Annotated in this window: 23 protein-coding genes, 1 tRNA gene and 1 riboswitch; of the genes, 16 read left to right on the top strand and 8 right to left on the bottom strand. The window is 67.5% G+C overall.

All coding sequences use genetic code 11. The annotated features are described in order from the left end of the window. The first annotated feature begins 15 nt into the window (after window positions 1-15). From ACL03I_RS23785 to ACL03I_RS23770, 4 genes are all read left to right on the top strand, one after another. Window positions 16-522, top strand: coding sequence for a mycothiol transferase (locus ACL03I_RS23785; protein ID WP_355079233.1), 507 nt, complete (start codon window positions 16-18; stop codon window positions 520-522). A 273-nt stretch (window positions 523-795) separates the two neighbouring features. After that, window positions 796-2,001 (top strand): DNA polymerase III subunit delta', encoded by a 1,206-nt coding sequence (locus tag ACL03I_RS23780; RefSeq protein WP_364438381.1) that lies wholly within the window; start codon window positions 796-798, stop codon window positions 1,999-2,001. A gap of 63 nt (window positions 2,002-2,064) precedes the next feature. Continuing rightward, window positions 2,065-2,140: transfer RNA gene (locus ACL03I_RS23775), tRNA-Thr, on the top strand. A 339-nt stretch (window positions 2,141-2,479) separates the two neighbouring features. Beyond that, window positions 2,480-4,285: a serine/threonine-protein kinase PknD gene (locus ACL03I_RS23770; RefSeq protein ID WP_412806984.1), complete on the top strand. Its 1,806-nt coding sequence runs from the start codon at window positions 2,480-2,482 to the stop codon at window positions 4,283-4,285. A gap of 106 nt (window positions 4,286-4,391) precedes the next feature. Here the strand turns inward: ACL03I_RS23770 and ACL03I_RS23765 are convergent, their stop codons facing one another. Continuing rightward, window positions 4,392-5,675, bottom strand: coding sequence for a cytochrome P450 (locus ACL03I_RS23765; protein ID WP_412806983.1), 1,284 nt, complete (start codon window positions 5,673-5,675; stop codon window positions 4,392-4,394). Between the two features lie 188 nt (window positions 5,676-5,863). Here ACL03I_RS23765 and ACL03I_RS23760 point away from each other — a divergent pair, with 188 nt between their 5' ends. Beyond that, the gene (locus tag ACL03I_RS23760) at window positions 5,864-7,498 is read left to right on the top strand and encodes a GMC oxidoreductase (RefSeq protein WP_412806982.1); all 1,635 of its coding nucleotides are present in this window, start codon (window positions 5,864-5,866) and stop codon (window positions 7,496-7,498) included. Window positions 7,499-7,583: 85 nt separating this feature from the next. Next, window positions 7,584-8,453, top strand: a complete 870-nt coding sequence (locus ACL03I_RS23755; RefSeq protein WP_355079225.1) for an SDR family NAD(P)-dependent oxidoreductase — start codon at window positions 7,584-7,586, stop codon at window positions 8,451-8,453. A gap of 35 nt (window positions 8,454-8,488) precedes the next feature. Here ACL03I_RS23755 and ACL03I_RS23750 read toward each other — a convergent pair whose 3' ends face one another. Then, window positions 8,489-8,824, bottom strand: a complete 336-nt coding sequence (locus ACL03I_RS23750; protein WP_355079223.1) for a DUF4333 domain-containing protein — start codon at window positions 8,822-8,824, stop codon at window positions 8,489-8,491. A gap of 207 nt (window positions 8,825-9,031) precedes the next feature. On the opposite strand from ACL03I_RS23750, the gene ACL03I_RS23745 reads away from it, so the two are divergent. The 5 genes from ACL03I_RS23745 to ACL03I_RS23725 all read left to right on the top strand — a co-directional run bounded on the left by ACL03I_RS23745 (window position 9,032) and on the right by ACL03I_RS23725 (window position 14,949). Continuing rightward, window positions 9,032-9,841, top strand: coding sequence for an alpha/beta fold hydrolase (locus ACL03I_RS23745; protein WP_355079221.1), 810 nt, complete (start codon window positions 9,032-9,034; stop codon window positions 9,839-9,841). Continuing rightward, window positions 9,838-11,091 carry a SpoIIE family protein phosphatase gene (locus ACL03I_RS23740; RefSeq protein WP_412806981.1) on the top strand — a complete coding sequence of 418 codons (1,254 nt, stop codon included), beginning with the start codon at window positions 9,838-9,840 and terminating at the stop codon, window positions 11,089-11,091. Before ACL03I_RS23745 ends, ACL03I_RS23740 begins: the two co-directional genes overlap by 4 nt. Window positions 11,092-11,189: 98 nt before the next feature. Continuing rightward, window positions 11,190-12,182 carry a small ribosomal subunit Rsm22 family protein gene (locus ACL03I_RS23735; RefSeq protein WP_412806980.1) on the top strand — a complete coding sequence of 331 codons (993 nt, stop codon included), beginning with the start codon at window positions 11,190-11,192 and terminating at the stop codon, window positions 12,180-12,182. Between the two features lie 378 nt (window positions 12,183-12,560). Continuing rightward, entirely contained in the window at window positions 12,561-14,141 is a 1,581-nt protein-coding gene (locus tag ACL03I_RS23730; RefSeq protein WP_355079215.1) for an MFS transporter, read from the top strand. A 199-nt stretch (window positions 14,142-14,340) separates the two neighbouring features. After that, the gene (locus ACL03I_RS23725) at window positions 14,341-14,949 is read left to right on the top strand and encodes a hypothetical protein (protein WP_412806979.1); all 609 of its coding nucleotides are present in this window, start codon (window positions 14,341-14,343) and stop codon (window positions 14,947-14,949) included. An 8-nt stretch (window positions 14,950-14,957) separates the two neighbouring features. Here the strand turns inward: ACL03I_RS23725 and ACL03I_RS23720 are convergent, their stop codons facing one another. Both ACL03I_RS23720 and ACL03I_RS23715 read right to left on the bottom strand, forming a co-directional pair. Then, the gene (locus ACL03I_RS23720; protein ID WP_355079211.1) at window positions 14,958-15,413 is read right to left on the bottom strand and encodes a hypothetical protein; all 456 of its coding nucleotides are present in this window, start codon (window positions 15,411-15,413) and stop codon (window positions 14,958-14,960) included. A 290-nt stretch (window positions 15,414-15,703) separates the two neighbouring features. Beyond that, window positions 15,704-16,756: an alpha/beta fold hydrolase gene (locus ACL03I_RS23715; RefSeq protein WP_355079209.1), complete on the bottom strand. Its 1,053-nt coding sequence runs from the start codon at window positions 16,754-16,756 to the stop codon at window positions 15,704-15,706. Window positions 16,757-16,991: 235 nt separating this feature from the next. On the opposite strand from ACL03I_RS23715, the gene ACL03I_RS23710 reads away from it, so the two are divergent. Next, window positions 16,992-17,450 carry a DUF2752 domain-containing protein gene (locus ACL03I_RS23710; RefSeq protein ID WP_397275293.1) on the top strand — a complete coding sequence of 153 codons (459 nt, stop codon included), beginning with the start codon at window positions 16,992-16,994 and terminating at the stop codon, window positions 17,448-17,450. Window positions 17,451-17,478: 28 nt separating this feature from the next. Beyond that, window positions 17,479-17,664: a hypothetical protein gene (locus ACL03I_RS23705; RefSeq protein WP_355079203.1), complete on the top strand. Its 186-nt coding sequence runs from the start codon at window positions 17,479-17,481 to the stop codon at window positions 17,662-17,664. Here ACL03I_RS23705 and ACL03I_RS23700 read toward each other — a convergent pair whose 3' ends face one another. Beyond that, window positions 17,665-19,008 carry a M1 family metallopeptidase gene (locus ACL03I_RS23700; RefSeq protein ID WP_397275291.1) on the bottom strand — a complete coding sequence of 448 codons (1,344 nt, stop codon included), beginning with the start codon at window positions 19,006-19,008 and terminating at the stop codon, window positions 17,665-17,667. Then, window positions 19,008-22,919: a Pls/PosA family non-ribosomal peptide synthetase gene (locus ACL03I_RS23695; RefSeq protein WP_412806993.1), complete on the bottom strand. Its 3,912-nt coding sequence runs from the start codon at window positions 22,917-22,919 to the stop codon at window positions 19,008-19,010. Before ACL03I_RS23695 ends, ACL03I_RS23700 begins: the two co-directional genes overlap by 1 nt. 534 nt (window positions 22,920-23,453) lie before the next feature. Then, a riboswitch (SAM riboswitch) is annotated at window positions 23,454-23,567 on the top strand. 47 nt (window positions 23,568-23,614) lie between these two features. Between ACL03I_RS23695 and ACL03I_RS23690 the strand changes: the two genes are divergently transcribed. The 3 genes from ACL03I_RS23690 to ACL03I_RS23680 all read left to right on the top strand — a co-directional run bounded on the left by ACL03I_RS23690 (window position 23,615) and on the right by ACL03I_RS23680 (window position 25,645). Continuing rightward, a complete protein-coding gene (locus ACL03I_RS23690; protein WP_356963534.1) occupies window positions 23,615-24,934 on the top strand; it encodes an aminotransferase class V-fold PLP-dependent enzyme in 1,320 nt (439 codons plus the stop codon). 68 nt (window positions 24,935-25,002) lie between these two features. Then, window positions 25,003-25,359, top strand: coding sequence for a type II toxin-antitoxin system RelE/ParE family toxin (locus ACL03I_RS23685; protein WP_355079195.1), 357 nt, complete (start codon window positions 25,003-25,005; stop codon window positions 25,357-25,359). 34 nt (window positions 25,360-25,393) lie between these two features. Beyond that, entirely contained in the window at window positions 25,394-25,645 is a 252-nt protein-coding gene (locus ACL03I_RS23680) for a helix-turn-helix domain-containing protein (protein ID WP_356963535.1), read from the top strand. A gap of 10 nt (window positions 25,646-25,655) precedes the next feature. Here ACL03I_RS23680 and ACL03I_RS23675 read toward each other — a convergent pair whose 3' ends face one another. Both ACL03I_RS23675 and ACL03I_RS23670 read right to left on the bottom strand, forming a co-directional pair. Then, window positions 25,656-26,207 carry a flavin reductase family protein gene (locus ACL03I_RS23675; RefSeq protein ID WP_412806978.1) on the bottom strand — a complete coding sequence of 184 codons (552 nt, stop codon included), beginning with the start codon at window positions 26,205-26,207 and terminating at the stop codon, window positions 25,656-25,658. Between the two features lie 136 nt (window positions 26,208-26,343). Further along, complete coding sequence (locus ACL03I_RS23670; RefSeq protein WP_355079189.1) at window positions 26,344-26,820, bottom strand: YbaK/EbsC family protein; 477 nt, start codon at window positions 26,818-26,820, stop codon at window positions 26,344-26,346. Between the last annotated feature and the right edge of the window lie 4 nt (window positions 26,821-26,824).

Here is a 26,824-nt window from a genome sequence, read left to right as displayed (position 1 = left end):
CGTAGCCTGAGCGCCATGAGTACCGAACAGGAGCGCGAGGATCTGATCGCGATGCTCGCCGACCAGCGCGAGCTTTTCCGGATCACGCTGCGCGGCGTCGATGACGAGCAGGCGCGGCGGCGGACCACGGTCAGCGAGCTGACCCTCGGCGGGCTGCTGCACCACTTGGTCAGCTGCGAACGGCACTGGACCTCGGTGATCGTGCGACGGGACGAGAACGCGGAGCTGGATGTCTCGAAGTTCGGCGGCGAGTACGTCATGGCGGAGCAGGAGACCCTGACCGGCCTGCTGGCCGACTGGGACGAGGTGGCGGCGGAGACGGCCGAGCTGATCCGTTCGGTGGACAGTCTCGACACCTCGATCCCCACTCCTACGACGCCGTGGACTCCGGAGCGGATCTGGCAGTCGGTGCGTTACACGGTGCTGCACATCTTGCGGGAGATCGCGCATCACTCCGGGCACGCCGACATCATCCGTGAGGAGCTGGACGGGGCGAACAGCACGCAGCAGCGCGTCTCCTAGTTCCGGAACAGGGCTTGCGGCCGCATGGGCTGACAAGATCCATAGCGGTCCGACTCAGCCGCTCCCGCCGAGCTGCGTGTGCACGGCTCAGTCGGACAGCGTGTGACCGGCCGAGCGGTGCGTGGCGGAGTCGGGTGGTGTGGGCTGGCCGGGCCGTGCGCGGGCGAGCCGGACGGTGCGTCCGGGCCTGGTGTATGCGGGCCGTCGACGGTGGCGAGCGTGGTGTCCGAGACCGTCCGGGATCTGTCGGGAGGGGCGGCTAGGGTGTACGACGTGGCGGGAGTCTTCGATCGGTTGGTCGGCCAGGAGGCGGTCGAGTCCGAGTTGACGGCTGCCGCGGTCGCTGCGCGCGGGGGCGTGGTCGAGGGCGCGATGACGCACTCCTGGTTGTTCACCGGCCCGCCCGGATCGGGCAGATCCGTTGCCGCGCTGTGTTTCGCGGCGGCGCTGCAGTGCACGGATCCGGCGACGCCCGGGTGCGGTAGGTGTCACGCCTGCACCACGACCATGGCGGGCACGCACGGCGACGTTCGCCGGGTGGTGCCGGAGGGGCTGAGCATCAGCACCAAGGAGATGCGCGAGATCGTGCAGGTGGCCTCGCGCAGGCCCAGCACGGGGCGCTGGCAGGTGGTGGTCATCGAGGATGCCGACCGCTTGACCGAGGCGGCGGGCAACGTGCTGCTCAAGGTCGTCGAGGAGCCGCCGGACCGGACGGTGTTCCTGCTCTGTGCACCCTCGGTGGACCCGGAGGACATCTCGATCACGTTGCGTTCCCGCTGCCGCCACGTGCATCTGGTGACGCCATCGGTGCCCGCCATCGCGCGAGTGCTCCGCGAGCGCGACAACCTCGACGAGAAGACCGCTACCTGGGCCGCGTCCATCAGCGGCGGACATGTCGGCCGTGCCCGCAGGCTCGCCACCGACGAGGAGGCACGCGCCCGCCGTCAGCGTGCCCTGGCCTTGGTCACCGCGGCCGGGAAGCCCGGTGCGGCCTATGCCGCCGCCGACGAACTGGTGCGCGCGGCCGACGACGAGGCCAAGCAGATGAGCGCGGCCCGCGACGAACGCGAGCGCGAGGAACTCGCGACCGCGCTGGGCGCGGGCGGTACCGGCAAGGGCGCGGCGAGCGCCACCCGCGGTTCCGCGGGCGTGCTCAAGGACCTCGAGCGGCGGCAGAAGTCCCGCGCGACCCGCACCGGCCGCGACGCCCTCGATCGTGCCCTGATCGATGTCGCGGGCGTCTATCGGGACGCACTGGCCGTGCGGTTCGGGGCCACCCGGCTCGGCTCCGGCGTCGCGCTCACCCACCCCGACCTGTCCGACGAGATTCACGATCTGGCCGACCGCGTGCGCCCGGAGGGTCTGCTGAAGTCCATCGAGGCCGTTCTGGCCTGCCGCACCGCGCTCGACCAGAACGTCAAACCCCGTTTCGCTCTCGCGGCCATGGCCGCCGCCCTCATCGCGGCCCGCGCCCAGTGACCGTGACCACCCGTTTTCGCGATCGGGCCTGCGAGACGATAGACTTCCCTGGCCGAAAGGCACGCCGCCTTAGCTCAGTCGGTAGAGCGCTTCACTCGTAATGAAAAGGTCGGGGGTTCGATTCCCCCAGGCGGCTCCATCATTCCTGGTACAAGACGTTTCTTCGCTTGCGGGATCAACCCTGACTGCCTCGACCCGAATGGCCGTGCCGCAGTTAACATGGCCTTGTTGCCCGAGAACCGTTGTGGTCCTGGTTCGGTCGTCGCCGTACATCGAGCTTCTGCGCAGTGCGGGGTGAGGAAGCAGCCACCTGCTGCGGGTACCGAGCGGCCGCCGAATAACCTCGGGTACACCGACGATACCGCCTGACTATCGAGCCTCGGTCCTGGCTGAATCGACTAGTGTGGAGCTACCTGCTCGCGGGTGCAACTGCAAGCGAGTACGCCGTTAGCCAGACAAGTGGTCACGGGACGGCATCATGGATGACACGTCAGTGAATGGCGGGGACACCGCCCGGGGGTCGGGGCCAGCCGAGGCGTTCGGGCGCTATCGGCTGTTATCGCTGCTGGGTCAGGGCGGCATGGGCCAGGTGTGGCGGGCGCATGATTCGCTGACCAATCGGGTGGTGGCGCTGAAGGTGTTGCCCGAGCGCTTCGCCGATGACGAGCAGCTGCGCGAGCGGTTCCGCCGGGAGTGCCGGGCGGTGGCGCAGTTGACCGAGCCGCATGTGATCCCCATCCACGACTTCGGCGATATCGACGGTCGGCTCTATCTGAATATGCGCCTGATCGAGGGCACCGACCTGCGCACGTTGATCGCGCGGGAAGGTGCCTTGTCGCCGCGGCGGGCAGTGGCGATCATCGTCCAGGTGGCCGGTGCGCTGCAGGCGGCTCACGACGCCGGGCTGGTTCACCGCGATGTCAAACCCACCAATATCCTGCTGGGGACCGATGAGTTCGCCTCCCTGATCGACTTCGGGATCGCCCACGCCGCCGATGACCGTACGCTGACCGCGACCGGCGAGACCATCGGCACCCTCGCCTACATGGCGCCGGAGGAGATCGACGCCGAGGTCAAGGCCGACGCCCGAGTGGACGTGTACGCGTTGACGTGCGTGTTGTTCGAATGCCTGACCGGCAGGCCGCCGTTCGCGAGCGAATTCGGGATGCAGGGTGTGATCGCCCATCACCTGCACAGCCCGCCGCCGCGTCCCAGCGCCACCACACCCGAAGTACCGACTGCGTTCGATGCGGTCATCGCGAAGGGGATGGCCAAGAACCCCCGCGATCGTTACCAGACTGTGCGTGAACTGGCCGCGGCCGCCCGCGCCGCGCTGGGCGATTCGCCCGTCAGTCCCACCGTGGGCGTGGCTACGCGCCATGGGCGGCGAATCAGGTTCTCGCGCCAGACCGCCGGACTGCTCGCGGTCGCGGTCGCCGTGGTGGTGGCCGCCGTAGCTGTCGTCGTCGGTGTCCAACGGGGATCAGGCGGCGGTGGCAACTCGCCCACACTTATCGCCCCGGGCTATTCAGCACAGACTGCGCTGCCGTTCACCGGCGTCAGCCTGCCCACCGGTGTGGCGGTCGACCCGGCGGGCAACGTATACGTCACCGACATGGGTAGCGATCGGGTGCTGAAATTGGCGGCGGGAGCGTCGACGCCGACCCCGCTCCCTATCACCGGCCTGAAGAATCCCCAGGATGTGGCGGTCGACCCGGCGGGCAATGTATACGTCAGCGACACGAGTAACGATCGGGTGCTGAAATTGGCGGTGGGCGCGTCGACACCTGCCCCGCTGCCGTTCACCGGGCTGAAGGATCCCCATGGTGTGGCGGTCGACAATGCTGGCGACGTATACGTCGCCGACCGGGGGAATGATCGGGTGCTGAAATTGGCGGCGGGCGCGGCGGCGCCGACGACGCTGCCGTTGACGGGGCTCCAAGGTCCCGATGGTGTGGCGGTCGACGCGGCGGGCAACCTATACGTCACCGAATTGGGTACCGAGCAGGTGAGGATGTTGGCCGCGGGCGCGTCGGCGCCGACCATGTTGCCATTCACCGGGCTCAAAGATCCCCAGGGCTTGGCGGTCGACACGGCGGGAGATGTGTACGTCGTGGACTGGGGTAACAAATGGGTGGTGAGGTTGGCGGCCGGCGCGTCGACGCCCACCCCACTGCCGTTCACCGGCTTGAAGAATCCCCAGGGCGTGGCGGTCGACTCGGCGGGCAATGTATACATCACCGATCTGGGCCTCGATCCGGTGGTGAAACTTCAGGCCGGCTGACCCCCCAGACCGGCCAACGCCGATATTCCACCAGCCAGAAGCCGAAGCACCTCACTCCTTCGACGACCCCGCCGGACCGGACCGACGCCGTCGCACAACCCGGTATCTAGCCGGCAAGGAGCTTGGCGGGCATGGAGCGGTAGGCGTGCAGATTCCGCAAGGGATGGGGGACCGGCGGACCGTCCAGGCTCAAATTCGGGTACCTCTCGAAGAGGGTTCGCAGCGCGACGGCGCCTTCCAGCCGGGCCAGCCTGGCTCCCAGGCAGCCGTGTATCCCGCTGCTGAACGCGAGATGTTCCGTGGCGTTGTCCCTGGTCACGTCGAATTGGTGGGGATCTGGGAAGACTGCTGGGTCGTTGTTGGCGCCGGCCAACGACAGCAGGACCAGGGAACCCGATTCGATGCGCTCACCGGCGATGTCGACGTCGCAGTTCGCGACCCGGCCGGTCATCCGCACGGGACCGTCGTAGCGCAGGATTTCCTCGACTGCGTTAGGCCACAAGTCCGGCTGCGCGATGAGCGATTCCAGCTGGTCTGGATGGCCTGTCAGTAGGACGATTCCGTTGCCGAGCATGTTCACTGTCGTCAAGAAGCCGGCGTCCAGCAGCAGGGCCGCGTTGGCCACCTGCTCGCGACGGGTGGTTTCGCCGTCGGTCGCCAGCATGCTGAGTACGTCGTTGTTCGGTTCGGCGGCGAGTTCGTCGAGGTAGTGGTCGAAGTACTGTTTGACCTCGACCAAGTCTTCGATGGCGTGGCGGTAGGTGGTCCAGCTCAGGCCACGTTCGAGCAGTGGCGCACCTGTGTCTCCCCATTTCAGCAGGGTCGGATGCATGTCGGCGGGCAATCCGAGGATCTCGGCGATGACCGTGACGGGCAGCTGTGCGGAAAAGTCCTCGATCAGATCAGGGCGAGGCTTCGATTCCAGGCGATCGAGTAAGTCGTTGGTCGCTTCGGTGACTCGTCCCTCCAGCGCCGCGATCGCCTTCGGGCCGAATGCGTGCCGGACCAGGCGTCGGTACCGGGTGTGATCCGGCGGATCGGTCACGAGCATCGAAGGCGGCTCCCCGAGGTTGGGAAGCCCCAGATCCGTTTTGTCCAGCGCCCGGCGGATCGGCTTCGGCAGGGCTGGATGGAATGGGGTGACCACACCGAAGCGTCGATCGCGCAAGATGAGTCGGCACAGTTCGTAGTCTGCCGTCACGTGTACGCCCGACATGCTGGGAATACGGCCGCGCCGCCGGATCTCCTCGATATATGGTGATGAGCCGAGCAAGCGATCCTGGCCGACTGCGATTTGCCCGAGCGGGTCACCCCGGCGTGCCGCCCATCGGAGATAGGTCCGTAACAGGCCATGAGTGAGTAGCCACCGAATCCAGGCGCGAGTCAACATCGCCGCCTCCTCACTCCCGACCCACTCCTCATGATAATGAGTAGCTATTACATTGCTGAACTATTAGCGTTAACGGATGTCGCCGACTAGGCGGTGCCGATGAGCTGGGCCAGGAAGGTACTACGCATGGTCGTCCATGCGGGTGCTGAAGTGTTGTGGAGCGACGTTCGGATCGAACGAGGGGCACGATGGACCGGCGTGGTTTCGTCAAGAGTGCCGGCTTGGCCGCGACGATGCTCGGTGTCGCCGGTGCGAGCACGGCCGCGTCTGCGGCGTGGGCCGACGATTTCAGCCCGAGCCCGAGAACATCGATGTACCGCATGTTGGTGCCGGAGATCTTCGCGCCGCTGCCGGATCCCGCCGACCATGTGCCCGCGATCGTCATCGGATCGGGCTTCGGGGCGTCGGTCACCGCGCTGCGTCTGGCGCAGTCGGGGATCGAGGTCGCGGTGCTCGAGCGCGGGTCGCGCTGGCCGAATGATCCGTGGCGTGACATCTTCGCCACCGACACGATTCCCGATGGCCGCGGCTTCTGGCATCGCACGACCTTTACCGGGGTGAACCGGATCCCACTGCAGATCGATCCGTTCGGCGGGGTCCTCGATGTCACGAATTACCCGGGCATCGACGTGTGGCGCGGTGCGTGCGTGGGCGGTGGCTCGGTGGTGTTCACCGGGGTGATGATCGAGCCGGAGCAGCGATTCTTCGACTATGTGTTCCGCGGCGTGGTCGACTATCGCGAGATGCACGACGTCTATTACCCCAAGGTCCGAGAAGTATTGCGCCCCAGCGTGATACCCGACGATATCTACAACTCTTTCGCGTTCGTGCACTCGCGGGCCTGGGACGAACAGGTCCGCGTGGCCGGTTATACGCCGCAACGTATCGACGGCACCTGGAATTGGGATGTCATCCGCGCCGAACTGGCCGGGCGATCGAGGCCGTCGGCGACGGTCGGCTGCTCGAACCTGGGCAACTCCAACGGCGCGAAATTCGATCTGAACCAGAATTACCTGCGCTACGCCGAGGGCACCGGCCGTGCCCGGATCTACCCCGGCCATCGCGTGGATGCCATCGCCGAGGAACCGGGAGCGTCGGGTCGATATAGCGTCGCCGTGACCAAACTGGACCCGACCGGTGAAGTGCTCCGCACCCGGACGCTGACCTGCGACATGCTGTTCCTGGCCGCGGGCTCCATCGGCACCTCCGAACTGCTGGTGCGTGCCCGGGAAACCGGCGCGCTGCCGAACCTGAACGAGCACGTCGGGGAAGGCTGGGGCAGCAACGGCGATGTCGCCTTGGCACGGCCGCTCAGCACGCTCGAGGTGGGCACGCAGGGCACACCGTCGGCGAGCCGGATTCTGGACGAGGCGGGCACACCCGTGTCGCTGGAGAACTGGTACATCCCCGGCACGACGCCCTTCGACACCACCCTTCTCGCATCGTTGGGCATCGTGCTCGACGACACCCGCGGCCGGTTCGTCTGCGACCCGGCCGACGGGCGCGTGGAACTGCGGTGGCCGGCCGACGGCGCTGCCGGCTATCTCGCGCGAGCGAGGGAAGTCAACAACAAGGCGGCCTGCAACTGTCAGCCCATCTCTCGACCCGCCTTCGACGCGGACGCCTCGTTCACCTCCCATCCGTTGGGCGGAGCGGTGATCGGGCGCGCAACGGACGGATACGGCCGGGTGCGTGGCTATCGGAACCTGTACGTGATGGACGGAGCAGCTGTGCCGGGTAGCACCGGAACAGTGAATCCTTCATTGACTATCAGCGCGCTGGCTGAGCGCAATATCGAACAGATCATTCGTTCCGGGGGGTAAAGGGCGAGCGCGCCTATCGACGCCGACTCGGGTCCAGTTCGCCATGACACGTGAGTTCTCGGATCAGCCCTTATACAGTCGAGCTGTGAACGAGACTCCGGCCACGAACAGTGGACGGTCACTCGCCGAACGGCTGGCGATCCGGTTGCTGTATCCGACAGCCCGGCCCACCGAGGAAGCGCTACGAGCGGCTGTCGCAGGCAAGGTGGTGCTGGTGACCGGGGCCTCGCACGGTATCGGCAAGGCCAGTGCGCGGAAGCTGGCCGCGGCGGGCGCGGTGGTGCCGCTGGTGGCCCGGTCCCGCCCGGAACTGGAACAGCTGGCCGCCGACATCGCGGCCGACGGTGGCACGGCCCACGCGTACACGACCGACCTGACCGACCTGGATGCCGTCGACCTGCTCGGCCGGACACTGCTGGCCGAGTACGGACACATAGATGCCGTGATCAGCAATGCGGGAAAGTCGATTCGGCGGCCCATCGCCGAGTCCTACGATCGCTTCCACGATTTCACCCGCACCATCGACATCAACTATCTCGGCCCGGTGCGGCTGCTGCTTACTCTGTTGCCCCATATGCGTGCACGCAAGCAGGGGCATATCGTGAATATCTCCACCTGGGGCGTGCTCCTGCCGCCGAGTCCACGCTGGTCGGCCTACATCGCCTCGAAAGCGGCCTTCGACGTCTGGCTGCGCAGCGTGGCCGCCGAAATCGCCTGCGACGATGTCACCACTACATCGATCTACATGCCCCTGGTCCACACCAGGATGAGCGCCCCCACCGACTTCAGCCGCACCCCCGGTCTGACCGTCGACGAAGCCTCCGACCTCGTCTCGCACGCCGTCACGACCAAACCCCGCGACATCGCCCCCTGGTGGGCGATCCGGGTCCAAGCCTGGTCTGCCGTCCACCGCAACCAAGCCCAGCGCATTCTGGAACGTAGGTTCCGCCGCTGAACACCGGACCGCAGGTGCGGGCCGGGCCTCGGGTGCTACGAACGGGTCACCGAGATCTCGCCCTGGTCGCTGATCACTTCGACCAGCACATCCTTCGAGTGAAGGTACGTCCAGGCCTGACATTTGAACTGGTTGCCTACCTGGACCACAACAGAACCGGGGCAGGTCACTCGACCGGCAGGTTGATCCCCCACGCCCTGCAGCCTGTTCGCCACCTGCTGCTCCAACGCAGTCTGATCGAACACCCGCGGCTGTTGGACCGGGTCGAGATCGGCGCCCATCAGCTTCACCGTCACCGCCACCGCGCAGACGGCGACCACGGCCGAGGAAACCGCCATGACAGTGCGGGCTACATTCTGTTGATCAACCACGCCGATAGTCCTATCCACCCCTGAAGGACTTGGCAAGACCATCGATTGATCAGTCAGAAAGCGGCCGATCGCGCCAGTGCGCGAGGCGGCGGTCCGCCGTGCCGGATGTCATCCACTCCGCTGCTGCCCGGGAGCCTCACCCGAGGGGGCAACCTGGCAAAATATCGGTGGTGGGCGTCAGCGTAGATCTTCTGCGAAGGTGTCTGTGTGGCGGTGTTGAGCAGGAACCATGTGATCGTGCGCGGCAAGATCGGCGCACCGGTGGTCGTGCTCGCCCACGGATTCGGGTGTGACCAGCACATGTGGCGCCTGGTCACACCGGTTCTGGAGCGTGACTTCACCGTCGTCCTGTTCGACCACGTGGGTGCGGGCCGCTCGGATCTCTCGGCGTGGACCCCGTCGCGTTACTCCAGCATGGACGGCTACGTGGAGGATGTGCTGGCGCTACTTCGCGAGCTGGAACTGGGGCCGGTGGTCTTCGTAGGACATTCGGTCAGTGCGACGATGGGAGTGCTGGCCGCCGCACGCGAGCCCGCGGCATTCGCCGGACTGGTACTGGTGACTCCCTCGCCGTGTTTCATCGATGATCCGGCCACCGGGTACCGAGGCGGTTTCAGCGCCGCCGACATCGAGGAACTGCTGGAGGCGCTCGATGCGAACTATCTGGGCTGGTCGGGCGCGATGGCGCCGGTCATCATGGGCAACCCGGACCGGCCGGAGCTGGCCGAGGAACTCACCAACAGTTTCTGCCGCACCGACCCCGAGATCGCGCGCGTCTTCGCACGCGTCACGTTCCTCTCCGACAACCGGGACGATCTGGACGCGGTGGGTGTACCCACGCTGATTCTGCAGTGCTCGGCCGACGCCATCGCCCCACCCGAGGTCGGGGCGTTCGTCCATGAACGGATCAGGGGCAGTCGGCTGGTCACGCTCGCCGCGACCGGACACTGCCCGCAGCTCAGTTCTCCCGACGAGACCGCCGCCGCCATCGCCGCCTTCGCCGCGGAAACCGGATGACGAGCGCGGCGGGCGACCGAGACGGCGCCAGCGCTCTCGGAGCGGGGGCGGATGACGACGACGCGGTGTTCGCCGCGCTACTGGAGGACAGCGCCGAGGACCTGTACGAGAACGCCCCCTGCGGATACCTCTCCACCTCGCTGGACGGCCGCATCGCCAAAGTGAACGCCACACTGCTGGACTGGCTGGGCTGGCGGCGCGACGAACTGGTGGGACGCAAACACTTCTCCGACCTGCTCACAGTGGGCGGTCGCCTCTATCACGAAACCCACTTCGCACCTCTGCTGCGGATGCAGGGCGACATCCGTGGCATTGCCCTGGAAATGAAGACCGCCGACGGTCGGCGACTACCCGTCCTGGTGAGTTCGCACGTCAAAACCGGCAGGGAGGGGCAACCGCTACTGATTCGCACCACCGTCTTCGACGCCCGCGAGCGCCGGGCCTACGAGACGGAGTTGCTGCGGGCACGGCGCGAAGCCGAGGAGGAGCGCGAACGCCTCCAGCGTCTGAACGCCACTTTGCAGACCACCCTGCTACCACCCGAACTGCCTCAGGTCCCCGGCGTCCAAGTCGCCGCGTACTACCACATCGCCTCTGCCGACGAGGTCGGCGGCGATTTCTACGATCTGTTCCCCATCACTGCCGACACCTGGGGAATGTTCCTGGGCGACGTCTGTGGCAAAGGAGCTCCTGCCGCGGCACTCACTTCACTGGCCCGTTACACACTGCGCACGGCCACCGCCTACACCCACGACCCAGCCGCAGTGCTGGACACGCTCAACACCACGCTCACCGAGCGATACCACGGTCACAGGCCCCGGTTCTGCACGATCATCTTCGGGCTCATCCGTCCCACTGCCGATCGCGGCGGTTGCGACATCACATTGGCAGGCGGCGGGCACCCGCCGGCGCTGCTCCTGCGTTCCGACGGCGCCGTGGAAGAGATGCACACCCAGGGTGGCCAGCTGATCGGGGCGATCCCGCACGCCCGGATCGTCACCAGAAGCTTCCGGCTGGAGGCCGGGGACACGCTGCTGCTCTATACGGATGGCCTCACCGAAGCTCGCGTCACGGAGAACGGCGGTCGTTACGGCGATCGAGCCCTCCTCGAATTCGCTCGCGCGCTGGCGCCCGTGACGGCATCCGGCGGTATCGAAGCCATCCGGGAATTGCTCGACTCCTTCGGACCAGGGGTGGAGGACGACACCGCCCTCCTCGCCATCCACGCGCTACCTCCGCCCCAGGTGTGACGCACTGGAACGCTGCCGCACAGCGCCAGGAAAGTAGGGTCGGCACCGCAATGACAGAATGACGGGCCGGCCATTACAGACCAGAGGAGTTATCCCGGGTGGAACTGCCCGTCGAACTTGTCGAGGCCCTCGACCGGGCATGCGCGGGCGTTCCCCAGCGGCAGCTTGCCACCTCGGTCGACCGGCTGATCTCGCGCTACCGGGATCCGCGCCCGGCGGCGGCGCCGATTCTCGCTTCGACCGCCGACGTCACCGCCTACGCCGCTTATCGCATGCCCGCGACGTGGGCCGCTGTGCACAGTGCGCTCGAGCGGTTCGCCGAGCAGGCGCCCGGCTTTCGGCCGGAGACACTGCTCGACGTCGGCGGGGGCACCGGCGCGGCGCTATGGGCAGCGAGCGAACTGTTCCCTTCCTTGGCCGAGGCGACCGTACTGGATCAGGTGGACGAAGCACTGCTTTTAGGGCGCAAGCTCGCGGCCGACGCCACCTCCGCGGCGGTGCGCTCCGCCGTGTGGCGGCGGACCTCGTTCGCCGCTCAGGAAGCATTCGGCGGAGCGGACCTCGTCACGATTTCCTATGTGCTGAGCGAACTCTCCGAGGCAGACCAAGCCGATCTGGTGGCCAGGGCGGCCGAGGGGGCGGAAGTGGTGGCCGTCATCGAGCCGGGAACTCCGGACGGCCATCGCAGAATCCTCTCCGCCCGCGACGTCTTGATCGAAGCCGGTCTGACGGTCGTGGCCCCCTGCCCGCACCAACAGATGTGCCCGCTCGCCGCGGGGACGGACTGGTGCCATTTCAGCACGCGAATCAACCGGACGTCCCTGCACCGGCGGTTGAAGGGGGGCGAACTCGGCCATGAAGACGAGAAGTTCTCCTATGTGATCGCCTCTCGGACCGCGCACGCCCCCGCCGCGGGTCGAATCCTGCGACATCCGCTCAAACGTAAGGGCCTGGTCACGCTGGAAGTCTGCACGGCCGACGACGGCGTGCGGCAAACCCTCGTCTCGAAACGACAGGGCGAGTCGTACCGCGAGGCAAGGGACGCGGAATGGGGCGACACCTGGCCACCATCCCGCCGCTCGGCGGACTGATCGCCACTGCCCGAAGATTGATCCCCGCCTGACCCGCCGCTCGGCAAGCTGCGCCGAGTGTCGCCTGGGGGCGGGAAGGATGCCGGGCTTTAATGAGCCGCCAACTAGTGGCACAATTCACAACGATCCAATATTTACGTAAATCGGGCGTAACCGTGTTCCGCTCAGGCCGTTGAGGAGCGACACCCGTGCAGATGTCGAGGCGCGATCCCGGCTCACGACCGCGCTGTGCTGGGGCTTCCGCGTTCCGGGCGTCGGTCCCGCCCACTGGTCGAGTTCGTGAGGGGGCGAGGTGATCCCTGTGTGGCGCTCGGTCGGGGGCTCGGCGCAGGCCCCTCGACGGTCCGGCCTTCTTCTGAAATCGAGGTGATCCGTCAAGTGCTGGAAACGCAAACCAAGGTCGTACGAAGTCTGGTTCCCGCTCGGATGGACCGGCTTCCGTGGACCAAGTTCCACTGGCTCATCGTCGTCGGGCTCGGGGTCTCCTGGGTCCTGGACGGAATCGAGATCCAGATCGTCAGCAGCATGGGTGGACCGCTGCAAGACGTCGAAACGCTGCATCTGACCTCCGGGCAGGTCGGCGCGATGGCCTCGTGGTACCTGGCCGGTCAGGTCGTCGGCGCACTCGTGTTCGGCAGGCTCACCGACCGGCTCGGTCGCAAGAAGCTGTTCATCCTGACCCTGGCGATCTATCTGATCGGTAGTGGGTTGGCCGGTTTCTCCTGGAACGCATGGTCGCTGTACTTGTTCCGCTTCATCGCGGGCACCGGAATCGGTGGCGAATACACGGCGATCAATTCGGCGATCGACGAGATCATGCCGTCCAGATATCGGGGCCGGGTCGACATCGCGATCAACGGCACCTACTGGGGTGGCGCGGCATTGGGAGCGGCCGCGAGCCTGATCCTGTTCAACGAGCGATTCATCCCGACCGGCTGGGGATGGCGTATCGGATTCTTCATCGGACCCGTCCTCGGCTTCATCATCATCTTCCTGCGCAGGCACATTCCGGAGAGCCCGCGCTGGCTGCTCACCCACGGGCGGGCCGAGGAAGCGGAGCGGACCGTCGACGAGATCGAAGGGCAGTTGCGGAGTAGGGGGATCGAGCTCCCCGCGGTCGACGAGAGCAAAGCCTTGGACATCGTGGACGCGGATCGGCTGTCCTACCTGCAAATGGCCCGGATCTTCTTCGGACGATATCCATCGCGTTCCTTTCTCGGATTCACGATGATGGCTACGCAGGCTTTTCTCTACAATGCGATCTTCTTCACCGTCGGCCTGGTGCTGATCAATTTCTACAACGTGCCGGCCGATCACACGGGCTATTATTTCTTCCCGTTCGCGGTCGGCAATCTGATCGGCCCACTGGTACTCGGCCCGCTCTTCGACAGTATCGGCCGCCGGAAGATGATCTGTGCCACCTATGTGGGCTCCGGTTTGTTGCTCTTCGTTTCCGCGTGGGCATTCAATGCGGGCATTCTCAACGCCACCACCCAGACCATCTTCTGGTGTGTCATCTTCTTCTTCGCCTCGGCGGGGGCGTCGTCTGCTTATCTCACGGTCAGCGAGATCTTCCCGCTGGAACTGCGTGGTCAGGCCATCTCGTTCTTCTTCGCCATCGCGCAGGGCGCGGGCGGGGTCGTCGCGCCGTTCCTCTTCGGGCATCTGGTCGGCGGCGCGGACAACCCGAGCCCCGACCGGTTCCCGCTCACGGTGGGGTACCTCATCGGCGCCGGGTTCATGATCTTCGGTGGCCTGGTCGCCTGGTTCTTCGGAGTGAACGCGGAGGGGCAGTCCTTGGAGGACATCGCGGATCCGCTGTCCGTGGCGAAACCAACGGCAACTGCCCCCGGGGTGGCCGTCGACGGTCGACACGAGGAGCCAGCCGGGCGAGAGCCGCTGATCAGCGAGCCGATATCTGGCGGCCCATCAGTTGTCGAATCGATGAAGGGCGATTAGCGACATGGTGCAGCCAACTCCTTGGCGAGCGAATCGAGATCGGCAGCAACAGGCGGGGGCGACGAGCCGCTCGCCGGGCAGTACTCGGAAACGCCGGGTAGACGTCGCCAAACTCCGGTCGCGGTTGCCGAAACTTCGGGGGCGGCCGCCGAAACTCCAGACCCGGTTGCCGCAAATCCGGGCGGCAGCGCAACCGCTGGTGGTCTTGCTCCGGGACAACTCGGGTTATCTGTGTGCCGCGGGCGGAAGCATCATCACGTTCACCCTGCTGTTCAAGCCGTGGCTCGCCACCGGCGGACCGGATGGCACGATCTGGAGCAACGCCTTCGGCCAGACCCACATCACCACCACGCTCGTGGGGCTCTGGTCGAAGAATCCGCCCGCGCACTCCAATCTCAGCGGCACATGGGCCATTTTCGCCACCATCGCGATATTCCTCACGGTGCTCGCGGCGTTGGCCAATCTCTGGTCCCGCACCGAGGCACTCGCGCGTTTGACGACCGGTTCGGCGGTGGCGGTGGCGCTTTTCATCGCCTTCACGCTGGTCTATCTCAACAGCAAGGGGCCGGAGTTGCGCTCCATGATTGGCTCCGGCCCGCCCACCGACCTCGGCACGCAGGTCGGCTACGTGATCCGATGGGCTTCAGGCAACGGGCAATATCCGCTGCCAGGGCTGCGAAAGGTCGAGTTCGAGACCGCGAAACTCACCGGTACCGCGCTGTTCGCCGGTGCGACGGCGATGTTCTCGGCCGTGGCGGCCATCGCCCAATGGGTTCGGATGATGAAGTCACGCCGCGGCACCGGCTGAGCCGCCGACTACGTCACGACGAAGACTCCCTTTCCGGGAACGTGGGGAGCGTCCGTCGCGATCAGGACTTCCACGCGGCCCAGACCGGAGGGAATGGGCACCGGTATCCATGAGCCTGCCGCGTTCTCCTCGGCCGGTGTGCTGTCGTCGACCCGGATCGGTGGCAGGGTGCCGTACACGCCGGTGTCGGAATTTCGCCAGGAAACCGTGACTTCCACGCCGCAGGAGCCGCCGGGCCGGTCGGGCGCGAAGACGAACTCGGGGCGGATCCACAGCGTGGGCAGACCGGAGTAGTTGCGGTCGGGGTCGTAGTAGGCGGCGATCATGCCGATGCCCGCGCCCCCACCGTCGCAGAGCGTTCGCGCCGGGGGGACGCCGAGAGGAAGCGCGGATGCCACCGGGGCGGCCACACCGAGTGTGCCGATGGTCAGAGCTATGACCGCTACACCATGCCGGACATCCACCGCTGCTCCCTTCGTCGGACTCGAACTGTCTGCCTGCTGTGTCGACATGAGTTCGCTGAGTGTTAACGGGAGCGTACGAAGGGTGCGGTGGGCGGCGGCGATTCGGCGTCGGCGCGCCGGAAATTCACGATGAGCGACAGCGTTTTTCGCGGGCGCGATCGATTTGGTAACGCATTAGCAAACTGAATGGAGGCGTCGCCGCGGAGTGGACAGGATCGCCGACCGCACTTCGGGAAACGCCGCTCCTGGACCGGGCGCCGTTGACCGGTCCAGGAGAACGTTCTCCGGGGTCAGCCGGCGGCTGCGGAGCGCAGGTGGGCGCGCTCGGCGATGGCGGCCAATTCCGCGTTGAAGCGGTCGGCGGCTTCGATATTGCCCAGATGCCCGGTGGGCCAGACGTGGTATGCGGCCAAATGACCGGCTTCCGCGAGCGCGTCGGCGATGCGGCGCGACATGCGCTCGGGCAGCAAACGGTCGTGTGCGCCCGCGATCACCGTGGTGGGCACGGTGAGGGAGGCGGCCGCTTCGGCGAGATCCATGTCGGCGAGTGCGGCGGCGTGCCTGCCTCGGGTGAGCGGTCGGCATGAGCGCACGATGCCGAGCGCGAACTCGACCTGGTCCGCGGTTGCGTGCGGGTTCATCACGCGCGCCTTGAGCAGCGCGCTCGTCGGCCAGCCGCCCGGCAGCGGGACGGGGGCGGTGAGCAGCGTCTCGGCCACGATCATGGGCATCCGTACCGTGGCGCCGAACACCGTGATCGGGCGGTCCGCCAAGGTCAACGGCTTGTTCAGCAGCGGAAGCAGATCGGTGTCGTAGCGGATGTTGCCCGACGTACTGTTCAACAGGACGGCGGCCGCGGCCTGCTTGCGGACCTGCTCCGGATAGCGAGCGGCCCACGCCTGCACGGTGATACCGCCCATGCTGTGGCCGACGAGCACGGCCCGCTGTCCTGGGCGCAGCGTGGCGTTCAGCACGGCCGACAAATCGTCGGCCAGCGACTCCTTGCTGGGGACGGACTTGCCGAGTTCGCTCGCGCCGTGCCCGCGCTGGTCGTAGCAGACCACGCGGTACCGGTCGGCGAACGCGTTGATCTGCGGGTTCCAGTACTCGATGCTGCAACTCCAGCCGTGGATCAGGACGATGACATCGCCCTTGGCCGGACCGTACGCGTGTACTCGCAAGCGAGCGCCGTCTCGGGTGGTGACCGGGATGACCGCGTGGCGAGCGGTCGGCGCGTTCAACGACGCGGTACGGAAGGTGCGGGACCGCAGTCCGGCACGGTAATCGGCGGTGAGCGCACCGTTATGCGCGTCCGCCAGCGTCCTCATCGACTTCACCAGCATCAGGCACTCCTTTGTGTCCACCGTCACCGTACAGTGCAAGCAGCGGTGCTTGCTAGTGTTAGCGCTGTACGACGGTATTCCTGGTCTATATCGGGGAGTACCCCCGGATTCGGTACGGCAAAAGATCATTTCGAAAGAAAAAGTCAGACGCGCTTCGTTTGGGCTGTCGGACCGCGTTGCCAAGATCGGGGCGCTGCCGTGGCGGCGCGCCTCATCGCCCGGTTACGGTTGACTCGTGGACATCGCGCACCCTGCCTCCGGGCCCGTGACGGACCCGGGAACCGAGCCGAAGACCGGGTGGCGCGGGGCGGCGCTTCCGCTGCTGGTGGCGGGTGTCGGTGTGGGCGTCGGCGTATTGCTGCACCTGCGCGATCCGCACGTCGAGGGCTCCTACGGCACCTGTCCGGTGTACGCGCTGACCGGCTTTTACTGCCCCGGCTGCGGCGGGATGCGCGCCGTGCACAACCTCACCGACGGGCATGTCATCGATGCTCTGCACAGCAACTTGCTCGCGCTTCCGCTGGTTCTCGCGTTCGCGGTGTGGGTGCTGGACTGGACGGTTCAGGGGTGGCGCGGCCGGAAGATGCGGTTGCCGTCGATCAGCCGGACGACCATGTGGACGTTCTTCGTATTGCTGGCGATCTACACGGTGGTACGCAATACGCCGTGGGGAACCCTGTTCACACCGGTGTAACACGCGAATGTACGGGCAGCCCCAAGGTATGAGAGATTCGCTGAAGACCAGGGTGCAGCAGAAACTGCTGCGCCAGCTCATCGAGGACCCCCGGGACACCGAGCACGACGACCCCCGGCAGATCGCCGTGGAGACCGATCTGGACGCGCTGGCCAACGTGCCGGAGGACGATCCGCTGGTCGAGGAACTCGCCGCGCGTTATCTGGTGTTCTGATCAGGCCGTCGATGCGCCGCCGTAGGGGGGCAGCTGCGGTAGTCGCTCGGCGAGCAGCCAGCTGTCCCACAGTGGGCGTAGCGACACCAGGCTGTAGTGCCCGGCCAGGTCGGTGAATTCCTCGGTGGTCACCGACGAGTGGCGGTAGCGAATGGTCCATTCCCGGAGCAGGTCGAAGAAGGTCGAGTCGCCGAGTTCCAGGCGCAAAGCGTGCAGGGTGAGCGCACCCCGCTTGTAGACGCGGTCATCGAACATCCGCTGCGGTCCCGGATCGCCGATGACGATGTCCTGGGGCTCGCGGGCCAGGTTGTGCCGTGCGGCGCGGGCCAGCTGATCGGCGGTCGGCCCGCCCGCGGCCTCCGACCAGATCCATTCCGCGTAGCAGGCGAAGCCTTCGTGTAGCCAGATGTCCCGCCACTGCCGGATGGTCAGGCTGTTGCCGAACCACTGGTGGGCCAGCTCGTGCGCGACCAGTCGTTCCGCGCCGCGGCGGCCGTCGCAGTGGTTGGCGCCGAAGATGGAGATGCCCTGCGCCTCGATCGGGATCTCCAGTTCGTCGTCGGTGACGACGACGGTGTAGTCCGCGAAAGGGTAGGGGCCGAATTTCTCGCTGAAGACCTCGAGCATCCTCGGCTGACGAGCGAAGTCGTGGTCGAAGTTGGCGCGCAGCCGCGCAGGCAGGATCGCCTGCATCGGCACCGCCTGCGAAGAACCGATGCGGTGCTTGCGGTAGTGACCGATCTGGATGGTGGCCAGGTAGCTCGACATCGGCTCAGCCTGCTCGTACACCCATGTGGTCTGACTGGACTTGGTCTGCTTGCGCAGCAGGGTGCCGTTGGCCACCGCGTAGTAGGGCGAATCGGTGGTGATCGAGATCCGGTAGCTGGCCTTGGAACTCGGGTGGTCGTCACACGGGAACCAGGACGCCGCGCCATTGGGCTGACTGGCCACGATCGCGCCTTCGGTGAGTTCTTCCCACCCGACCTCGCCCCACGGCCCGCGCACCGGTTTCGGGGTGCCGCCGTACTGCACCACCAGCGCGAGCACGCCGCCCGCCGGAATTCGCTGTTGCGGCGTCACGACCAACTTGCCGTGCTGATGGGCGAATTTCGCGGCCTTGATCCCGTTGACGGACACCTTCGACACGCTCAGCGCTTGGCCGAGATCGAGTGCGAACCGGGTGCGCGCCTCGGTGGTCACGGCGGTGATCTCGGCGCGCCCGGTGAGCCGGTTGGCGGACACCCGATAGGCCAGTTCCAGCTCGTACCGGGAAACGCGATACCCCCGGTTGCCGTTCTGCGGGAGGTACTCGTCGATGGGGGCTTCGTAGAACTTGCCCGCCATCAGCGTGCCCCGGGATCGCCCGTGAACCAGGGCGCGATCGGGTTGCCCCACCAGCGCGTCGAGGCGGGCACCGCGTCGCCGCGCATGACCAGGGAAGCCGGGCCGATGGTCGCGCCGTCGCCGAGCGTCGAGGCGGGCAGTGCCACGCAGTGCGGACCGAGGGTGGCGCCCGCGCCGAGGGTGACGGTGTCCATGGCCATGATCCGGTCGTGGAACAGGTGGGTCTGCACCACACATCCGCGTTCCACGGTCGCGCCGTCGCCGAGAGTCACCAGGTCCGCCTCCGGTAGCCAGTAGGACTCGCACCATACCCCGCGCCCGATGCCTGCGCCGAGACCGCGAAGCCAGAGGTTCAGGACGGGCGTCCCGGTCGCCGCACGCGCGAACCATGGTGCGGCAACCGTTTCCACGAACGTGTCGGAAACCTCGTTGCGCCAGACGAACGAACTCCACAGCGGATGCTCCTCGGCGCGGATCCGCCCCACCAGCAACCACTTGGCGGCCACCGAGGTCGCCCCCGCGACGCCACCCGCCGCCAGCAGCACCAGTCCGCTGAGCAGCCCGGCCGTCAGGTGGCCGAAGGTTTGCGCGAGCCACGCGAGGGTGCACAGCACGCCGAGACCGATCGCGAAGGTCACCAGAACCGGGATCAAGCGGCACGTCTCTACGATGCCGCGGGCGACGCGCAGGCGGGCGGGCGGATCGAAGGTGCGCGCCGTCTCGGCGTTCTCCGTGGCGCGGCGCAGCCGGACCGGTGGGCTGCCCAGCCAGGACGAGCCGGGTTTCGCTTTGGACGGCGCCGCCGACAGCACCGCGACCAGCCCGTTCTTCGGGACCCGTCGCCCGGGGGCGGTCATGCCGGAGTTGCCGAGGAAGGCGCGCTTGCCGACCTTGGCCGCACCGATGTGCAGCCAGCCGCCGCCGAGTTCGTAACCGGCGATCATGGTGTCGTCGGCCAGGAACGCCCCGTCGGCGACGGTGGTGAACTTCGGCAGCAGCAGCACCGTGGAGGCCTCGACGCTCTTGCCCACCTTCGCGCCGAGCAAGCGCAGCCACAGCGGGGTGAGCAGGCTGGCATACAGCGGGAACAGGAAAGTGCGTGCGGAATCCAGCAGGCGCTCGGTGGCCCATGCCTGCCAGCCGACCCGGCTGCGCACCGGGTGATAGCCCTCGGTCAGGCCGATGCTCAGCAGCCGGACCGCGACGATGGTCGCCGCGGCGTAGACGCCCAGGCTGAGCAGGGTCGCGAAGGGAAGCACGGCGAATGCGCGCGCGACGCCGCCCGCGAGCGTGCGGGTGTCGCGAACGAACCAGGCGAGGAACGCGCCACCGGCGCCGATGCCGAGAATCGGCATGGCGGCCAGCGCCATCGATGTGACACCGAAGACGCCGACCCAGCGGCGGGCTCGAGCCGGCGTGTGCGCGGGCCAGCGGTGCTGGGCCTTGCCCACCTTCACCGCGGGCGAACCGGCCCACTCCTGTTCCGCCTTCACCTTGCCCGCCACCGCGGAGCCGGGCGCCACCTCGGCGTTCCTGCCGATCTTCGTGCCGGGCAACAAGATCGAGCGCGAGCCGACCACCGCGCCGGGGCCGACGGTGATCGGGCCGAGATGCACCACGTCGCCGTCGATCCAGTAGCCGGACAGGTCGACCTCCGGCTCCACGCTGCAACCATCGCCAAGTTCGAGCATCCCCGTCACCGGCGGGAGGCTGTGCAGGTCGACCCCCTTGCCGATCTTCGCGCCGAGCGCGCGGGCGAACGGCACCATCCAGGGGGCGCCGGACAGATTCTCCGCGCCGCTGGCCTCGGACAGGCGCACGGCCGCCCATAACCGCAGATGCACCGAGCCCCCGCGCGGATAGCGCCCCGGCCGGACGCCGCGCAGCAGCAGCCGCGCGCCCGCCACGCAGATCGTCATCCGGCCGAGCGGCGAGATGAACAGCAGGAACGCGACCAGCGTCCACCACCAGGACAGCTGTGGCAGCCATGGCAGCGACCCGGACCAGGCCGCGATGTTGCCGACGATCGCCAGCCAGGTGAGCCACTGCAGGCCGGTGAGGGTGGTGAGCGGGATGGTGGCGAGTACCTGCGCGGCTTGCGCGAGCGGTGGCGTCGGCCGCACCGTCCGGTCGGCGACGGCCACGGTGGGCGTGGTCTGCTCCAGCAGCTCGGCGAGCGCGCCCAGGCGGGGATGGTCGTAGACGTCCGCGACGGCGATCTGCGGATACCGTTCGCGCAAGGCGGTGACCAGCTGGGCCGCCGCGAGTGAACCGCCGCCCAGGTCGAAGAAGTCCGCGTCGAGATCGCCGACCTCCGCGCCGAGGATGGCGTCCCAGAGTCCGGCGATCCACAGGGCCGTGCCGGTCAGGTCGTTGTCGTCGTCGTCCTCGGCGGCGTTGGGCAGCGGCCAGGGCAGCGCGTCGCGGTCGACCTTGCCGGAGGTGCGGGTGGGCAGTTCGTCGACCACCGCGAGCCGGGGCACCAGCGGCGCGGGCAACTGTCCGGCGAGGACCGCGCGCGCGGCCTTGGCATCGAAATCCGGTCCGGGTCCGGTCAGATAGCCGACCAGTAGCTTGTTGCCCGCTTTTGTGGTGCGGATGGCCGTCGCGGCGCCGGTGACTCCGGGCAGGCGTTGCAGAGCGTTATCGATCTCGCCGAGTTCGATGCGCCGCCCGCCCAGCTTGATCTGATCGTCGGCGCGGCCGAGGAAGACCAGACCTGCGCTGTCGTTGCGCACCAGGTCGCCGCTGCGATACGCGCGCTCCCAGCCGACGGAGGCCAGCGGCGCGTACTTCTCGGCGTCCTTGGCCGGGTCGAGGTAGCGGGCCAGCCCGACGCCGCCGATCACCAGTTCGCCGGATTCCCCCTCGGCCACCGGGTTACCCGCCGCATCGACGACGACCAGATCCCAGCCGTTGAGCGGCAATCCGATTCGGATCGGCCACTGACCGTCCAACCGCGCGGCGCAGGCGACGACCGTGGCTTCGGTGGGGCCGTAGGTGTTCCACACCTCGCGCGCCACATCACCGTTTCCGGCGAGACGCTCGGCGAGTTCCGGCGGGACGGCCTCGCCGCCGAAGATGAGCAGGCGCACCGCCTCCAGCGCCTCGACCGGCCAGGTCGCCGCCAGGGTCGGGACGGTCGAGACCACGGTGATCCGCCGCCGCACCAGCCATGGACCGAGATCGGCGCCGGTGCGCACCAGCTCACGCGGAGCGGGCACCAAGCAGGCGCCGTTGCGCCAGGCCAGCCACATCTCCTCGCAGGACGCGTCGAAGGCGACCGACAATCCGGCGAGTACACGGTCACTCGGGCCGATCGGGGCGTCCTGAAGGAACAGGTCGGCTTCCGCGTCGACGAAGGCGGCCGCGTTGCGGTGGGTGACGGCAACGCCTTTCGGGGTGCCGGTGGAACCCGAGGTGAAGATGATCCAAGCGTCATCGCGGGGAGTCGGCAGCGTCGACCAGCTTTCCTCGCGCTGATCTTCCGCCGCGCGGATGCCCGCGGCGGTGGTCTCGATGCCCGCCGCGGTCACGATCGCGGTGACCTGCGCCTCGCCGAAGACCAGTTGGGCGCGCTCGTCCGGGTCGTCCGCGTCGACCGGCACGTAGGCCGCGCCGGAGTACAGGACGGCGAGGATGGTCACGTAGAGCTCACGGGTACCCGACGGTATGCGTACGCCGACCCGGTCGCCCGGTCGCACACCAGCGGTGGCGAGACGGGCCATGGTCTTCTCGATCTCGACGACCAGCTCCAGGTAGGAGAGCACTACTCGGCCGTCATCGATGGCAGGGGCGTCGGGGTGGGCGAGCGCCGTCGCGGTCAGGATGTCGACCAGTGTCCTGGCCTCCGGCGCGCGGTCACCGCGCGACAACGGGCCCGCGGGCGCGTCGACGTCTATCTCGAGCATGGTGCTCTGCGCACCTCCCATCGACTCGCCTCACACTTTCCCGTTGTTGTGTCATAGCTGGGTTACCAAAGGGCAAACGCCACGATGGCCAGTTGTCCACGGTACCCGGGGTTGTCGTCGTTCGTTGTTCACCGGAGTGGACGCCGGATCGGCGGGCGCCCTGCGCGTCGTTGCAGGTGGGATCGATATTCGCCGCCGCGACAGGGCAATCGCTGGTCGGTCCGTCGACCCTCGGGTTCGCCGGGAGATCGCTCGTGTGCGGGTGTGATTCCGCTCATCGAAGCGGTGCGGACCTCGGGATGGGCGCGTGCGGCGTCGAGGCTCGTGGCGCCGGCGACCGGTCCGCCGCCTCGGAGCGCGGTCGAAGGCGTCAGTTGCCGAGGGGCGCGTGGGATCCCGAGGCAGCGGCTCGCGCGCTGTCGTCGGGATGCTTGTAAAGGCTCACGCCTGGTGGTTATCTCCACGCGGTGCTCCTGGGGACTCGGGGTCGAACGTGGTTGACAGCGCCGGGGCGCTTCTGCCACCCTCGGGTCAGGTCATGAGTGCCAGCGCGAAGCCCCGGCTTGCTGGCCGGCAACCCTCCTCCGCGGTGGGGTGCTCCGGGTGACGACCCGGCCGCCGCCCGACCGGGCGCGGCAAGCGCGGACTCGACGAATCATGCGATTGCGGGTCCCTGAGCCGACGGGATTCACGTGATGACTACCACTGTCGACAACACCTGTGCCGCTCTCGCCCGGGTCTCCGGCGACGAATTGCTCGTTCCGCTGGTGCAAGGCGGAACGGCCACCTACGCCAACTTCGACTACGCGGCGAGCGCGCCGGCGTTGACGCAGGTCACCGACCGGGTGCAGCAGTTGCTGCCGTACTACGCGAGCGTGCATCGCGGCGCGGGCTACGCCTCCCGGATCTCCACCGAGTGCTACGAGGCCGCCCGCGGGTCGGTCTCCCGGTTCCTCGACGCCGCCGACGACCAAGTGGTGGTGTTCACCCGCAACACCACCGACTCGCTGAACCTGCTCGCGTCCTGCGTGCCCGGCGACACCGTGGTGCTCGACATCGAGCACCACGCCAACTTCCTGCCCTGGACCAGGCAGGGCAGGCGGGTCGTGCAGGCCGCCGACACGGTGGAGGAGACCATCGGCAGGCTGGTCGCCGAACTGTGCAGTAGGCCCGCCGCACTGCTCGCGGTGACCGGTGCGTCGAATGTGACCGGCGAGGTGCTTCCGCTGGAGCGGCTGGCCACCGTCGCGCACCAGTGCGGCGCCCGAATCCTGGTCGACGCGGCCCAGCTGGCTCCGCATCGTCGAATCAGCCTGCGCGCCAGCGGAATCGACTATCTGGCGTTCTCCGGCCACAAGCTGTACGCGCCGTTCGGCTCGGGTGTGCTGGTGGGCAGACGGGATTGGCTCGACGCGGCGCGGCCCTACCTCGCGGGCGGGGGCGCGGTGCGTGAGGTGAGTACCGACGCGGCCGAGTGGGCGCCCGCTCCGCAGCGGCACGAAGCCGGGTCGCCGAACGTGCTCGGCGCCGCCGCGCTGGCCGCCGCCTGTGACGCGCTCTGTGCCATCGACGCCGAAACCCTTGCCGCGCACGAACATCGACTCGCCGACCGTCTCCGCGACGGCTTGGCCGAGATTCCTGGCGTTCGGCTGTTGCGCATTTGGACCGACAGCCCCGACTCCGTCGGCATCGTCGCGTTCACCCTGGACGATTTCGCCCCCGGCCAGGTCGCCGCCTTTCTTTCCGCCGAACACGGTATCGGCGTCCGCGACGGACGCTTCTGCGCCCACCCGCTGCTCACCCGCCTCGGCTTGGACGGCGCACTGCGCGCGAGCATCGGCCTCGGCACCACCTCCGCCGACGTCGACCGTCTGATCGATGCGATAGCCACCCTCGTGGCGACGGGCCCCACCTGGAACTACGCCGCCGAGAACGGCGTATGGAACCCGACTCCCGAAACGCGCCCCTTCACCTCCACAGCCCCCACCGGCGCGGCTCCCTGCCTAGTCGGCTGAAACGACGCTTGTTCCTCGATCTCGTCGAAAAGGGTACTAAGACTCCCAGGCGATATAGCATTGATGCTATGGGTTGGGGTATTGTGGAGTTGGAACCGGAGGTGCGCGATTGGGTGGAAAGGCTCCCCTCGGTCGCATTCGCCCGGGTGGCGTTCTACATCGATTTGCTCGGGGACAAGGGACCGCTGCTCGGCGAGCCGTATACCCGGCAGTTGGACGGTAAGCTGCGGGAACTGCGGTTCTATTTGGACAGTTTCGCGGTCCGGCTCACCTACTGGATTGCACCTGGTCGTCGGATCGTGATGCTGACCGTATTCGTCAAGACGAGGATGCGGGAGCATGCCGAGGTCGAGCGAGCGCGACGAGCGCTCGACCGCTGCATCGCGGAGCGGCATACGGCCGAGGAGGATGAGATCAATGGCTGAGCGTGGTGATTGGGCGGAAATCAGGAACCGCCGGATGAAGGAACCCGGCGCTGCGGAGGCTTACGAAGCGGCTCGGTTGGCTTATGAACTGGGGCGGACGATTCGGCGGATGCGCGAGGAGCGGGGCTGGAGTCAGACCGGGCTGGCCGATGCCGCAGGTATGACCCAGTCCGCGGTCGCCAGGTTCGAGGCGGGTGGGACGGTGCCCAGCCTTCCTGTGCTGGAGCGGCTGGCCCGTGCGCTCGACGCCGAATTGGTGGTGCAGGTGCGGCCGAGGGTGGCGTAGCGAACTCGGATCAGTCGCCGAGGGCGGTCGGCCGGTAGTAGCGCCCGTTGTAGTACAGCAGCGGAGCGGCGGAGGGCTTCTCATCGGTGTTGTCATGTACCCGGGTGACCAACCCCACGACGAAGGTGTGGTCGCCGATGGGGATCAGTTGGTGCACGGTGGCGCGCAGCCAGATCGGGGTGCCGTGCAGGACCGGTTCGCCGGTGTCGAGGGTGGTCCACAGCGATCGGTCGGTGAAACGCTCCTCCGCGGTTCGGGAGAACCGGTGGGCCAGGTGCTGCTGGTGTTCGCCGAGGAAATGGATGACGACGGACTCGGCGTCCAGCATGCCGGACAGGCTGGAGGAGGTGTGCGCGATGTTGAACGACACAAGCGGCGGGTCCAGCGACAGCGAGGCGAAGGAAGTCGCGGTGAAGCCGACCGGCCCTTGCGGCGAACGCAGCGTGACGACGGTGACGCCGGCCGGATAGTGGCGCATCGATGCGCGATATTGCTCCGCGGTGATGCCGCTCAGATCGTCCGGAACCTGTAGTTCCGTCTCGGGCCGTGGTGCTTCGGTCACAACACGAAACTACGCGGGTCTCACGGCCCGCGGCGGTGGCACATGTCGAACGCGACCCCGGTCGTCGCTGGACCGGGCGGACATCGAGTATCGAAGTTTCGCGGCCTCCGGCGCGATCTCGCGACGCCGGCGCCAGTTAGTCGACGTCGATCGGCAAGCCCGCGGTGATCCGCAGCAATTCCGGGAACGACGTGCGGAAAATGGTGTTCGGATGCCCGCCCGCCGCCCATACCTCCCGATGGTGCGCCAGCGCGTTGTCGACCCAAGTGGGCAGGTTGGTCGGGTGGCCGACCGGCGCGACGCCGCCGATGGGCTGACCGGTCACCTGGCGCACCATATCGGCGGGGGCGCGGGTCAGCGTCCCTTCCAGACGCGCGCCGGTCTTCGCCAGGTCGACCTGGTGCGCCCCCGAGACCAGCAGCAACACCGGGTCGTCGTCGAGCAGGAACACCAGTGACTTCGTGATCGCGCCCACGTCGACGCCGAGCGCCCGCGCGGCGTCGTCGGCGGTGTGGGTGGGCTCCGGCTGGGCCACGATGAGACCGTGATGGCCCCGGGAGATGAGGGTGTCCGCGACCCGGCAGGCGACCGGTGGCAATGACGACCTGCGCATCCCA

The organism is Nocardia sichangensis (assembly GCF_047200615.1).
GTDB classification, from domain to species: Bacteria; Actinomycetota; Actinomycetes; order Mycobacteriales; family Mycobacteriaceae; genus Nocardia; species Nocardia sichangensis.
The sequence above is the reverse complement of the archived record's forward strand: the minus strand, read 5'-3'. Positions and strand labels throughout refer to the sequence as shown.